Source organism: Streptomyces sp. NPDC003027 (assembly GCF_053591435.1).
This window is the reverse complement of record NZ_JBSFTU010000015.1, coordinates 1-12,212: the sequence shown is the minus strand read 5'-3', so window position 1 is coordinate 12,212 and position 12,212 is coordinate 1. Positions and strand designations below refer to the sequence as shown.

Sequence of the window (12,212 nt, the reverse complement as noted above, 5' to 3'; positions counted from 1 at the left end):
AGAGCGCTCCCGACGGCGCCTTCCGACCCGCACAAGGAGGAACACGATGAAACGCCTCTTGGCCTTGATCGCGACCAGCGCGACAGCGCTCGGACTGATGGCCCTGTCGAACTCCCCGGCGGCGGCCGCGGCCGGCTGCAGGGTCGACTACACCGTCACCAGCCAGTGGCAGGGCGGCTTCCAGGGCGGAGTGAAGATCACCAACCTGGGAGACCCGGTCAGCGGGTGGACACTCAGGTTCGCCGTGCCCGACGCCGGCCAGAAGGTCGTCCAGGGCTGGAACGCCACCTGGGCGCAGTCCGGTTCGACGGTCACCGCCACCAACGTCGAGTGGAACCGCGCGCTGGGCACCGGCGCGTCGACCGACCTGGGATTCGTGGGCTCCTTCACGGGCGCCAACCCGAAGCCGACGGCGTTCACGCTCAACGGCGTCGCCTGCACGGGCAACGTCGAAGAGCCCCCGCCGGGAGGCGGGGGGCCCACGCCCGGCCCGGGCACCGGAACCCCGGCGGACGTCAACGGTCAGCTCCGCGTCTGCGGCGTCCACCTGTGCAACCAGTACAACCGCCCCATCCAGCTGCGGGGCATGAGCACGCACGGCATCCAGTGGTTCAGCAAGTGCTACAACACCGCGTCCGTCGACGCGCTTGCGAAGGACTGGAAGTCGGACCTGCTGCGTATCGCCATGTACGTCCAGGAGAGCGGTTACGAGACCGACCCGGCCGGCTTCACCAACCGTGTGAACAGCCTCGTCGACATGGCCGAGGCTCGGGGCATGTACGCGATGATCGACTTCCACACCCTGACGCCGGGCGACCCGAACTACAACCTCGACCGGGCGAAGACGTTCTTCGCTTCGGTCGCGGCCCGCAACGCCGCCAAGAAGAACGTGATCTACGAGATCGCCAACGAGCCGAACGGCGTGGGCTGGACGTCCATCAAGAACTACGCCGAGCAGGTCATCCCGGTGATCCGGGCCGCCGACCCGGACGCTGTCGTCATCGTCGGCACCCGCGGCTGGTCCTCGCTGGGCGTCTCGGACGGCTCCGACGAGAGCGAGGTCATCAACAACCCCGTCAACGCCACCAACATCATGTACGCGTTCCACTTCTACGCCGCGAGCCACAAGGACAACTACCGCGCCACGCTGAGCCGGGCGGCTTCGCGACTGCCGCTCTTCGTCAGCGAGTTCGGAACGGTGAGCGCCACGGGCGGTGGAACGATGGACCGGGCGAGCACCACGGCCTGGCTGGACCTGCTCGACCAGCTGAAGATCGGCTACGCGAACTGGACCTACTCCGACGCGCCCGAGTCCAGCGCCGCACTGCGCCCCGGCACCTGCAACGGCAGCGACTACAGCAGCAGCGCCGTGCTGACGGAGTCGGGAGCATTGATCAAGAGCCGGATCAGCAGCACCGACAACTTCCCCACCAGCTGACCCCGACGGGGCTCCGGCTACCCCGGAGCCCCGTCCCGCCTCTTGGCGAGTCGGCTTCCCAACGGCCACGGCGGAGCAGAACAGCAGGTCAGCGCACCCTCCCTCGCGCCTTCAGCTGGGTCGCCGGGACCTCGGGTGCGGGTAGCGGGGCGCCGTCGTAGCCCTCGACCTCGCCGAAGCGGGTGGTGGTCATCCAGTCCTCGCGGGCCTGGCGGATCTCCTCGTCCGTGCGGCCGACGAAGTTCCACCACTTACCGCGACCACCAGACATCAGTGCAGGTCAGGGACGTTTCGAACCACCGGCGGTCAGCAAACCGTCAGCATTGGTCTCGAAGGAGTCGCCCGTCCTGGTGACCAAGTCCCTAGCCCACGGCATGGGCACGTACGCGAAGGACTGCGAGCACGGCCCATCCCGGGCGGGCGAAGTGCCCTCACCTCTACAAGATCCGGTACCGGAACGCGACCGGGAAGCAAATGGAGGAGTCTGGGTTCTCCGGCCCACATCGCTGCGGCACCGAGCCCCCAGGCCATCAAGCGGAAGGCCGAGCGCGTGGCGAAGTACGGGACCACCATCGAGTCGTACGCAGACACATACGGCACCGTCCACGGCTTCCTGCTCAGGACGGGTCAGCCGATGATGGCGACCGGGGCGTCCCAGGCGTTGCGGTCGACGGTGATGGTGTGGCCGCCGCGCGTCTCCTTGCTGTTGGCCTTGTACTGGTGGCCGCGGCTGTGGTCGGTGTACAGCTTCGGGTCCCAGGGCCAGTCCTTGGTGGTGGTCTCCTGGCCGTTCCACAGGGCGTACCAGAGGTTGCCCGGCAGGTTCGTGCGGTCCTTGGCGGTGGCGACGGCCTTGGCGCTGGAGCTGCTGAAGCCGTAGAGGCCGGCGCGGTAGGTCTTGGCACGCAGGGTCTTGGTGAAGGAGCGCACGTAGGTCAAAGTGGCGTCGTTGCACGCCTTGTCGGCGATGTCGTACGACTCCATGTTGAGGTAGATCGGGCTGCCGGTCTTCATGCCGAGCGCCGAGGCCTTGGCGATCGCGTCGTTGGCGTTGCTCACTCCGACCGAGGCCGCGGTGGCCGCGGTAAACCTCTCCTTGTTCCGGCTCTTCTGGCAGGGCGGCTGCGCGCCGACGTAGAGGGGGATGACCCGCCAGCCGAGCGTGTCGACCGACTTCACCCAGGATTTCGTCAGGTTGGGCTGGGCGCAGCCACGGTTCCTGCCACCGACGTAGACCGCGACGCCGCCGTAGTAGGCGTCGTTCTTCCAGGCCTTCATCGCGGTGAGCGAGGGTGCCGTGCAGGCGTCGAACGCCCGGCCCGTGTAGGTCTTCTGCGCCGGCCACGCCGGAGCGGCCATCGAGGTCTGCGCCGCGACCCCGGCACCGGCCACGACGACGACACCGGTCGTCGCCATGGCTATGTAGCGGCCTCTTCTGGACAGCCGGTGCTTCGACATTTCCCCACCCCATACATGATCGGGCTCCGGTCCTCCGGAGCCCGCCTAGCCTATCCAGATACGACCGAATCACAGCGACGGGTCAGGGCCCTCCAGGCTCTTGGCAGATGAGTCAGCCGAGGAAGTTCATGCAGCCCTCGGTCAGCAGCAACGCGTGCCGGACCGACGTGCCGCAGGTAGCCTCCAACTGGCCTCTGCGTTGCAGACGACCTGGTGGCGGGTCCGCCCGGGGCGTCGTCAGGCGTCGTGCGCCGCGTACACTCTGCGCCCGTCGACATAGGTGAGCTTCACGCGGACGCCTGCGATCTCCTCCGGCCGAACGGTGAACGGGTCACGGTCCAGCACGACAAGATCCGCGCGGTTCCCCGGACGCAGGCTGCCAGTGTCGTCGAGGTGGTTCACATAGGCAGTGCCAGCCGTGTAGGCGGCCAGCGCGGAGGCCAGGTCGAGGGCCTGGCCGGGCAGGAATGGCTCAGCCGATGACTGCGGCAGCGAGCGGTTGACGGCGACGTGAATGCCCTCCATCGGGTCGGGGCTGGAGACAGGCCAGTAGCTGCCCGCCGCCAGAGTGGCGCCGGAGCGCAGCAGTCCGCCGAAGGGGTACTGCCAGGCCGCCCGCTCGGGGCCGAGGAACGGGATGGTCAGCTCGTCCATCTGCGGTTCGCGCGCCGCCCACAGCGGTTGCATGTTTGCTGTGGTGCCCAGGGCAGCGAAACGGCAGATGTCGTCGGGGTGGACGACCTGGAGATGGGCCAGATTCGGCCGGGTGTCACGCCAACCGTTGGCGCCGCGGGCGGCGGCGATGGCGTCGAGCGCATCACGGACTGCCCGGTCTCCCAAGGCGTGGAAGTGCACCTGGAAGTCGGCGGCGTCCAGCGCGGTGACGTACCGCCTGAGAGCCGCCGGCTCCACGAAGCTCAGACCGGCGGGCCGTCGGTCGTCTCCAGACGGACGTTTCCGACGACCGAGCTCCAGGCGTCGGTGCCGTTGAGCGGGCCGGGTCCGCCGGTCGCCTGGGTCCGGCGCAGCAACTGGTCCGGGGCCTTGAATGTGTCGGGCCCTCAGCCGTGGCGGCTGTCCTCGCTGGACAGCAGGTCGCTTTTGTCCTGCTGGTCATGTTGCGCATAGCGTGCTCTGAGCCGCTCCAGGGCTTCCCTGACCGTATCGACACGCTCGGGGGCATGACGTTCGGCCAGGAAGAGGGCTCTGCGGTGGGCGTCGACCGCTTCTGCGTACCGGTCATCCTGTTCCAGCAGGTCGGACCAGTGTGAGAGGAGGTCGATTTCTACCGCATATTCGCCCTGTGAGCGGCAGATGTTCAAAGCTTCGTACAGGTGCTCCCTCACGGCGTCTTCGTCTACCCAACCCGGCAGCTGTATTTCGAAGTGGATGAGTGAGGTGAGCGCGCGCAACGGAGGCGGTTCACCAGCCGAGTAGCGCTCATACAGGCGGAGCAGGACCTCCACGGCCGCCTTGGGATTGCCGAGTCTGGTTCCCAGAACGTTGGCGAGTTCCCACTGGGAGTCGTCCAGAACGGAGGGGTCGCCGAGCAGCGTGGCTTGCGCCTCCGCGTCCATGAATGAGGCTGAAGCGGTGGTGTCGTCGTCGTACTGGAGGGCCACGTTGCCGAGGTTCATCAGGATGGTGCACATCTGACGGTGTTCCCCGGGGCACAGTGCGGTCCAGCGGAGGGCCTCCGTCAGCTTGTGGAGGGCAGGTTCCGTTTGCCCTCCGCGAGCCATCGCTAGAGCTTCCCTGTTGCACCGTCCGCCAAGTTCGGCCGCCCGAGTCCTCTGTTCCTCGGAAGAGTCCATAGGGAGCAGCGTGCGGAGCCGTTCGCCAAGCTCTCGCTCACCTAGCTCCGCGGCCAGGGCTTCCGCCAGGGCGCGATCGGAAAGGTCCACAGGGAGCAGCGTGCGAAGCCGTTCGCCAAGCTCTCGCTCACCTAGCTCCGCGGCCAGGGCTTGCGCCAGGGCGCGAGCCGAGAGCGCCTCGTAGGCATCGGCGGTCATGGTAGTAAATGAAATCAGAACGATTAGCCTGCCCCTTCGGTAACCACAGCAGGCAGCGAGGCCACCTGCGTAACGCATGTGTTCGAGAGCCTGGTCCATCTCGCCGAGCCGACTTAGACACACACCGATGTTGTGCGTGGCGTGTACTTCGTCGGAATAATCGCCGATTTCGCGGTCTAGCCGTACGACCTCCTCATACAGCCTCATCGCCTGTTCGTTGCGCTCAAGGGCTAGGCAGGCGTCGGCGCACGCCCCGACGGCATGGGCCAGGGCATGCAGCAGTCCCCGGTCACGGATGCTGGCAGCCCGCCGCTCCTGGTAGGAGAAAGCGCGCTCGTAGTCGCCTTTGTCATAAGCGGCCTGGCCGGCGCGGTCGAGTACCCGTTCACGTTGGAAGGCATCCTCCGACGCAGCGCGATGGGCCTCTTCAAAGGTGTCCCAGGCATCATCTTTTCCCCGGCGGGCTGTCAAATCCGCTAGGGCGGCGAGAGACTGGCTGACGGAGCGCCGATCGCTGATCAGATAGCCCATTGCCGCGGAGGCTTCGGGATCTTCCGCGAAGCCCTCGGGCAACTGGAACTGGACCGCCAGGCGGGTGAGTCCATATGCTGTTACGAACCTGACGTCGCTCTCGGCGAGATCCAGTGCTTTCTGGTGGTACTCGACGGCAGCTTTGGTGTCATCGGCAGCCGCAGCTGCTTCTCCCAAATCGTGGAGCGACTCCCATCTATGTCTGGTCCCCAACTGCGCTGCCTGCTGCGAGCGAAGACTCAGGAGGCGCATTGCCCTCTTGTGGTTGCCCAGGGCACTCTCCACGCGCCCCAGAAGGGCTAGAACATCTTGCAGGAGAATCAGATCTCCACCGTGTTCCGCTAGGGGACGTGCTCTTCTCAAATCCTGGGCGGCAGCTGCTGTATCCCCTCCCTCCAACCTGACCCGAGAACGTAGAAGCAGCGCTTCCGCCTGGACCTGCGCCGTCTGAGGCGCGGCTCTTGACTCGAACCTCGTGGCCAAGTCCAGTGCGCGCCCTACCTCGCCCTGCAAGCAGAGGGCGTCCAGCAAGATTCTCTTCGACTCTGGTGTGTAGCCTGCTACAGGCACGGACGACCTCAGGCACGAGAGTGCCGCTTGGCCATCGCCCCATAGGACGTTGGCCTCGGCAAGGTTGATCAGGGTGACGATTTCTCCATGGGAATGACCGATGTCCCTGAAAAGTCGCAAGGCGGCGGTGAACAATGCCTGGGCTTCCTTCGCCCATCCCAGCCGGGCCAGAGCATATGCCAGCCCGTCGAAGTCCTGGGCGCATGTGAGACTGTCTCCTTGCGAGTACCGCAGCGCGCGCTCGAAGTACTCCACGGCCAGAGTGTGGTCGCCGCGAGCATTGAGTGTTTCGGCGATCGAACTAGTAATCTTGGCCGCATTGCTATGGTCGCCCGTCTGGTACGCTGCGGAAAGTCCGGTCTGTAGCCAGCGAAGATGAGTATCCAGCGAATTGCGCGTTCGCGACTCCAGGGCCTCCCGCCCCAGACTGAGCCGGACACTGAAGTACGCCGCCTCCTCATCGTCAGTCCTTTCCTTCAGCCACTCGTGGGCTCTGAGGAGCTGGGGCCACAGGTTATCCACGGCCGAGGCGGCTTTGCCCGAAAGGCGAGCGGGCAGCTCGCCTGATTCATTCGGGTCAACGTCGGCGATCAGCCGGGTCAGCTGCTGGCAGGCGGTCCGCGCCAGCGCCCGGCGGCTGTTGTCCCGGTGTCCGCCTGTCACAGGGTGTCCAGTAGGTAATCGGCATATAGGGCCAGCAAACCGTGCATCTGGTACGTTCCTCCGCCAGCCGACTCAAGAAGTCCCCGGTTGATCAACACACGCAGGGTGTCCTGGGTGGAGCCTGCCGGTGCGGCGAGCTCACCAGTGGGCGGAATCGCATCCCACACCTCAGTTGCGGCATCGATCGTGAAGGTCGCGGGTTTGGGGGCAAAGGCCCCCAGGTACGCAAATCGTGCGCGTGTCACGGCGTCGAGGGTGGCCACGCTGCGTGAGAAGACGGCCGCGACAGTGGGGCTGCTCTCCTCGACCAGCCCGGCCAGGTGCGGCGGAACCCTTTCGGAAAGCAGCCGAGCGTCCTGACCCAGGCTCTCGGCCAGGTCGTCGACGGGCAGGCCGAGCTCGAACTCGCTGTGCAGCAGCTTGCCTGCCACTTGCAGGGCGAGTGGGAGCCCTTCCAGACGTTCGGCGAGAGCCCGCAGTGCGGCAGGGTGCTCGCCGGCGACTCCTGGAGCCAGTCGGTACAGGAGCTCCACCGAGTCGTTGGTGGTCAGTACGTCGAGCCAGTGCACCTGGTCTGGGGCGGAGGCCAGCATGTCGGCTACGTCCCGGCGGCGTGTCGTGATCACGGTCGCACACTGCGGGCCACCGACTAGGAACGGTACAGCGTCCCGCGGCTCGACTACGTCGTCGACGACTAGCAGCATGCGCCGGTCCCGCAGCACGGCGCCCAATCGAGCGGACAGCCGCTCGATCGGCCATACAGGATCTGGCTCTTCGTCCACCTCTCGGGCCCACTTCGCAAGTTCGGAACGGACCCGGTCGGCCGAGCCGAGGCGGGCCCACAGCACCCCGTGTGTGAATGTCGCCGCAAGAGGGCGGTCGTGGACGAGTTGGGCGGCCAGGGTCGTCTTGCCGACGCCCGGCCAACCACGCACTGCGGTGACCACCTGGAGAGTGGCAGCGTCGTTCCCGGCTGAAGCCATCAACTGGGACCGCACGCGGTCCACATCCGCGTCGCGTCCGACAACCATGCGAGGCGGGGGTGGCGCCAGCCCGACCACTCTGGACTGCCGGGCAGGTGCCTGGCCCAGGTCACTCATGACGACCATGCGGAAGAGTGGGTTGTCGGCTTGAGCGGCAGCGGCTCGTACCTCCGTGCGGAATCTTCGCACAAAGTCCTTGAAGAACGCCTTAAGGTCAATCCCGAGGGTGTCCGGCTCGATACCTGCGGCGTCGACAGCGTCCCTCAGTGCTGGCAGGGGAACTTCCTTGCGCTCCAGTGCCGCCGTAAGCACGGCCTCGGCAACCGAGGCATCGGCGAACAGACGACCCAGCACCGTCTCGAGGTGATGAGCAACCAACTGCAAGTCGGTCAACGGTTGGGCTCGGGAGTCGTCGCCGGAGGGTTTGCGCTGCACCGATATGTGCGCAGAGAGCACCTCCGGCAAGACCTGACGCGTGATCCTTTCCAACTCTTTCGCCTCTGGCGGCCCCAGTAGCAGCCGCTTCACCTTGGGGCCGAACAGTTGTCCGGCCAACCGCCCAGCCATACCCCCCAGAAAGGTTAGTGGTTCCACGGTTTTCCTCCAGTGCCCCCCGTCAGCTCCCCCTCGAACCCTTCCTCTCGGCAGGTGGGATCATGACGAGAGGTAAAGCGTGACTGCGGACCGAACTCGGCTGGGCAGACGGGCTCGCTTGCGCGGCAGCCACACCGCATCGCTCATATATCCGGTCTACTCCTCAGTCGAAGGCCCCGCGACTCGTGCACGTTGACCGTGAACGATGTGATGGTCGGCAGTGGGCGCGCCAAGGGCCTCAACCGTCTGCCCAAGGGCGTGCGCGTGACGTGAACTCACTCATTCGAGAGGGGTAGCGCAGAGGAGATCAGGCACAAGAGAACCGTGTCATTCTGGGAGTGGAATCCCAGATGGGTCCTGTGGGAGCGGTTCGCCCGCTGGAGCTTATCGATACCCAAGGAGCTCCGCGCTGACGAAGCGAATCGGCAAGCCGGTCCCAGCAGCCGCGAGCTCGCCCTTGATCAAGTTGTCGACGCCCTCTTCCCCAGTGACAGCTCCGGCGAGCGCTATGAGCTTGTTCTTCCTCACATGCCGCCTGCGTGTGATTCGTGCGCTGAGAGCCGCGAGGCGCGCACCGAGCTCGCATGCTTCTCCGGGAGCAACACCAGCCCAGTCCTTGATGACTACTTCACGAAGGTGGAGACGTTCATCGAGGAGCTTGGTGATCTCACCCCACACCATGTCGTCCAGGGGGCCGGCCAGGATCTCACGACACCTATACGGCAGACCCGACCGCGGCGATCTCGATGTCTACCTCCGGATGGCGGAAGAGTTCGGGGCGCGCCAAGTTCTGGACATCGGCTGCGGCACCGGGGTGTTCGCACTTCTCCTGGCCGACCGCGGGGACGACGTTTTCCTCGCACGACGTGGGACCCCGCGTAGGATCGGCGCCGATCACCAGCAGCTGGCCCGGTGCCAAACTACGCCGCCAGCCCGGCATCCAAGATCTTGGCTGCCGTTCCAATGGACTCAGGCATCAGATGCCTGTAGGTCTTGAAAGTAACCTCGATGCTCTTGTGCCCCATCCACTCAGCCACGTCGGTAATGGGTATCCCCTGGGACAGGCAGTTGGAGGCGAAGAAGTGCCGAAATCCGTAGAGGGTCATCCCTTCCGGGATCTTCACCTTTTCGTCGACCTTTATTCTTCGCCACCGGTTCTGCAAGACGCGCAAAGAGAAGGCCCCCGAAGGATCCTTCGGGTTCCTGAGTAGATACCCATCTACAACTCCGTATTTCTCCACGAAATCATCGGTCGCCTTGGTCCTACCAGCAAGCGGAACATCCCGATACTGCCCCTTCTTACGGTGCTTTAGCGGTGCATAGTCTCCAGTCGTCTGAAACCGGGAATCGTCGTCTATATTGCGCCCCGAGCCGGGCACCCACGTCAGTCGCTGAACTGGTATCACCGAGCTCTCGGGAGATCACGAAGCCTCTTGCGGCCAGACGTTCAGGGCCAATCTCGTCCGCACATGTTTGAGCAGCTGAGTGCGTGCGCCACCTCGTAACTGGTCTCCGACACGCACGAGAATCCGCTACCCGGAGAGCAAGTTCCGCTGCTCCGTAGCCTCAATGAAGAGGCCGGCCTCACATACGCACAGGCACAGACGGTCGAGACGCTACCGAAGTCGCCCTGTAGCGACGCTTTACAGCATTCAGCGCCCCAGCCCGGAAGCAGAGAGGTCGGGTAGCAGAGGATCGGAGCAGTGGACGGGACAGGAAGCGCCTCCAGGGGATTTCGAGCGATTACCCGGCGGGAGCGGCTCAGAGGATGTGTAGGTTGGCATGCCTTCGCGCGATGTTCCAGATCTTTCCGTCGGATTCCTGTCTGCCGTGAGCGATCTCGAGCCGCCGTCTATTTTCTCTCGGCCGAACCATCCCTCCTGAGGAGGTCTCCGGCGCCTTCGCGATCGAGCGCTGCGACCACCCGTTCTACGGTTCGCTGGTCGTCGTCCCCCGTGATGGACACGGCGCGCGTCTTGATCACGGACTGCCCGTCCGCGGAGAAGACCGCCGCAGCTACCTTCACGCGGTCGCCCGCGTCGAAGGCAGCGTGAACCGAACAGGCGGTATGGCAGTCTCCACCCAGTCCACCGAGCACTCCTCGCTCGACCAGCAGGAGCCTCTCCGCTCGGGGGTCGCTGACAGCGCGAAGGAGACGTGCGGCCACTCGGTCAACGGTGCGATGCTCCACCACGACAAAGCCAGCTCCGGCCGCCGACAGGAGGCTGGCCGACGCCGGGACTTCCTCAGCCCCCCTCTCGACCGAGACGCTGAAGCCCGGCGTACGAGACGACGAGGGCATCCAGCCGCTCTCCGGTCCGACACGCAAGCGCCGAGCGCCGAAACAAGCTCCCGTACCCACCCTGCTTCCCGCCGACGCTATCGAGCGGGCCCTTGTGCCTGTCAGCTGTGGTGACGATCCGGGCGACGTGCACGGCCAACCCAGGGGGCTGCCGAAGCAACGCGGCAACGTGTGCGGTCTGAGCCTGGCCATGGTCGAGGAACGGGTGGCGATGACGACGGGGCTTGGTGTGAAGGAGGTGGTCACGGGATGCCTCATGGCAGATCCGGCGCAGGCCAACGGCGGACGGTGGACTCGCTGACGACCGCCTCCTTCCGGTGCTGTGCCGACAGGGGCGGTCCTCGGTCTTTGCCATCATCTGCGGATCAGGCAGCCAGCCTTGGATGACGACCTCGGCTGTCCCGCCTTCGACCCGCACGGTCGGCGAGCCGCCGTTCGGTGAGTCCGGGTCCTCTCCGACGAACTTTAGGGCCATGGTCCCCTCCCTCAGCAAGCTGCTGGCTAACTTTTGCGCTGACTTCCGCTGCGGGAGGGTGAGACGTCAAGGGTGCAAACCGGCTCCCTGCATCTCTGGGCGCCGCAGCCGGCCCGACGCCAACCCGGACGGCAGGATCCATGCGCCCGGGCGAAGAACTAGAGGATGCTCCAGGTGAGCTGCTTGTCCCGCGATCGAAGCCCTTCGACCCGCCACTGGATCTCACCCAAAGACTCGGGAGCATGTCGGACTTTCCGCGCGTTGGTAGTGATCATGCGCAATTCGCGAATATCCCGGAGGACCGAGTAGCCCTCACATCTCGTGACGTCCCACCCGTAGGCGTCCGCGAACGCTTGATAGTGGGCTTGGCCGTAGCCGAACCGACGGCAGTGGACTTCGACCGTGACGAGGTCCCATTCCGGTTGCCCCTGGGCGACGGTGTCCCAGTCGCACAGCACCGCGGATCCGTCAGTGGTGTGCAGCGCGTTTCGATGCTGAGGGTCGCCCTGTATCAGTCCGGGGGCGAGAGAGAACTGGACGTCGTTCAGTGCCTCTTCCAGTCGGTCCGCCTCATCCTCCATGTATCGGAGGGCTGCGGCGGAAAGGCACGTGATAGCGGTCAATGAGCGGCGGATCGCTCGGATGTTGTCGTGTTCGGCAAGGGCGATTGAGGGTGCGGGCAGCGCGTGGAGTGCCTTGAGGGGTCCGGCCAGTTGCCCGGCTGTCACCGGGTGCTCCGGTTGTGGCAGGTAGGTCCAGAATGTGACAGCATGCCCGTCGACGATCAGAGGCTGATCGCAAGGGTGGAGAGGGACGGTGGGAAAGCCTGCTTCGAGGAGCCAGCGTACGAACGTGACGGTGCGCTGAACGCTCTCGATATCGGTTCCCTTCCGAGCGATCTTGGCCACCACCTGCTCTTTCTCCAGGAGGAGAACCGCGTTGGTGTGACCGCGCAGGAGGCGCGCGTCACGGCTGTCGAGGCCGGCCTTCGCGCAGGCCCGCTCTAAGGGTTGTCCCGTAAATGATCTCCGGATCGCCCTGGGCAGGGCTTGCCGCCGTACGAGCCGCTGATCTATCCAGCGAGGGCGAGGTTGTGCATCCGGGCGATGCCGAGCACGGCATGGTGCACTCCGTCGCCTTTCAGGCGGCAGTCGCGGAGGATCTTCCAGGTCTTCATGCGGGCGAA

7 protein-coding genes and 3 pseudogenes are annotated in these 12,212 nt (G+C 65.4%); 1 reads left to right on the top strand and 9 read right to left on the bottom strand.

Annotated elements, in window-relative coordinates; genetic code table 11:
• Nucleotides 1-46: 46 nt before the first annotated feature.
• Nucleotides 47-1,438, top strand: a complete 1,392-nt coding sequence (locus ACWDX6_RS13420; protein ID WP_451485067.1) for a cellulase family glycosylhydrolase — start codon at nt 47-49, stop codon at nt 1,436-1,438.
• 88 nt (nt 1,439-1,526) lie between these two features.
• Here ACWDX6_RS13420 and ACWDX6_RS13415 read toward each other — a convergent pair.
• From ACWDX6_RS13415 to ACWDX6_RS13375, 9 genes and pseudogenes are all read right to left on the bottom strand, one after another.
• A pseudogene (locus ACWDX6_RS13415) lies at nt 1,527-1,688 on the bottom strand (pirin); the annotation flags it as partial.
• 377 nt (nt 1,689-2,065) lie between these two features.
• A complete protein-coding gene (locus tag ACWDX6_RS13410; RefSeq protein ID WP_451485066.1) occupies nt 2,066-2,896 on the bottom strand; it encodes a glycoside hydrolase domain-containing protein in 831 nt (276 codons plus the stop codon).
• A 237-nt stretch (nt 2,897-3,133) separates the two neighbouring features.
• A pseudogene (locus ACWDX6_RS13405) lies at nt 3,134-3,820 on the bottom strand (amidohydrolase); the annotation flags it as partial.
• A gap of 137 nt (nt 3,821-3,957) precedes the next feature.
• Nucleotides 3,958-6,672, bottom strand: a complete 2,715-nt coding sequence (locus tag ACWDX6_RS13400) for a hypothetical protein (RefSeq protein ID WP_451485065.1) — start codon at nt 6,670-6,672, stop codon at nt 3,958-3,960.
• Nucleotides 6,669-8,210 carry an NB-ARC domain-containing protein gene (locus ACWDX6_RS13395; RefSeq protein ID WP_451485064.1) on the bottom strand — a complete coding sequence of 514 codons (1,542 nt, stop codon included), beginning with the start codon at nt 8,208-8,210 and terminating at the stop codon, nt 6,669-6,671. The genes ACWDX6_RS13400 and ACWDX6_RS13395 overlap by 4 nt, the downstream gene beginning before the upstream one ends.
• 959 nt (nt 8,211-9,169) lie before the next feature.
• Nucleotides 9,170-9,655: a tyrosine-type recombinase/integrase gene (locus ACWDX6_RS13390; RefSeq protein ID WP_451485063.1), complete on the bottom strand. Its 486-nt coding sequence runs from the start codon at nt 9,653-9,655 to the stop codon at nt 9,170-9,172.
• A gap of 446 nt (nt 9,656-10,101) precedes the next feature.
• Nucleotides 10,102-10,551, bottom strand: coding sequence for a hypothetical protein (locus tag ACWDX6_RS13385; RefSeq protein WP_451485062.1), 450 nt, complete (start codon nt 10,549-10,551; stop codon nt 10,102-10,104).
• 633 nt (nt 10,552-11,184) lie between these two features.
• The gene (locus tag ACWDX6_RS13380) at nt 11,185-12,060 is read right to left on the bottom strand and encodes a phosphotransferase family protein (RefSeq protein ID WP_451485163.1); all 876 of its coding nucleotides are present in this window, start codon (nt 12,058-12,060) and stop codon (nt 11,185-11,187) included.
• 38 nt (nt 12,061-12,098) lie between these two features.
• Nucleotides 12,099-12,212, bottom strand: a pseudogene (locus ACWDX6_RS13375) (IS5/IS1182 family transposase); the annotation flags it as partial.

Excerpts from the sequence above, each read along its gene's own strand:
- ACWDX6_RS13385 (WP_451485062.1), bottom strand. The coding sequence starts at position 10,551 with ATGCCCTCGTCGTCTCGTACGCCGGGCTTCAGCGTCTCGGTCGAGAGG.
- ACWDX6_RS13420 (WP_451485067.1), top strand. The coding sequence starts at position 47 with ATGAAACGCCTCTTGGCCTTGATCGCGACCAGCGCGACAGCGCTCGGA.
- ACWDX6_RS13410 (WP_451485066.1), bottom strand. The coding sequence starts at position 2,896 with ATGTCGAAGCACCGGCTGTCCAGAAGAGGCCGCTACATAGCCATGGCG.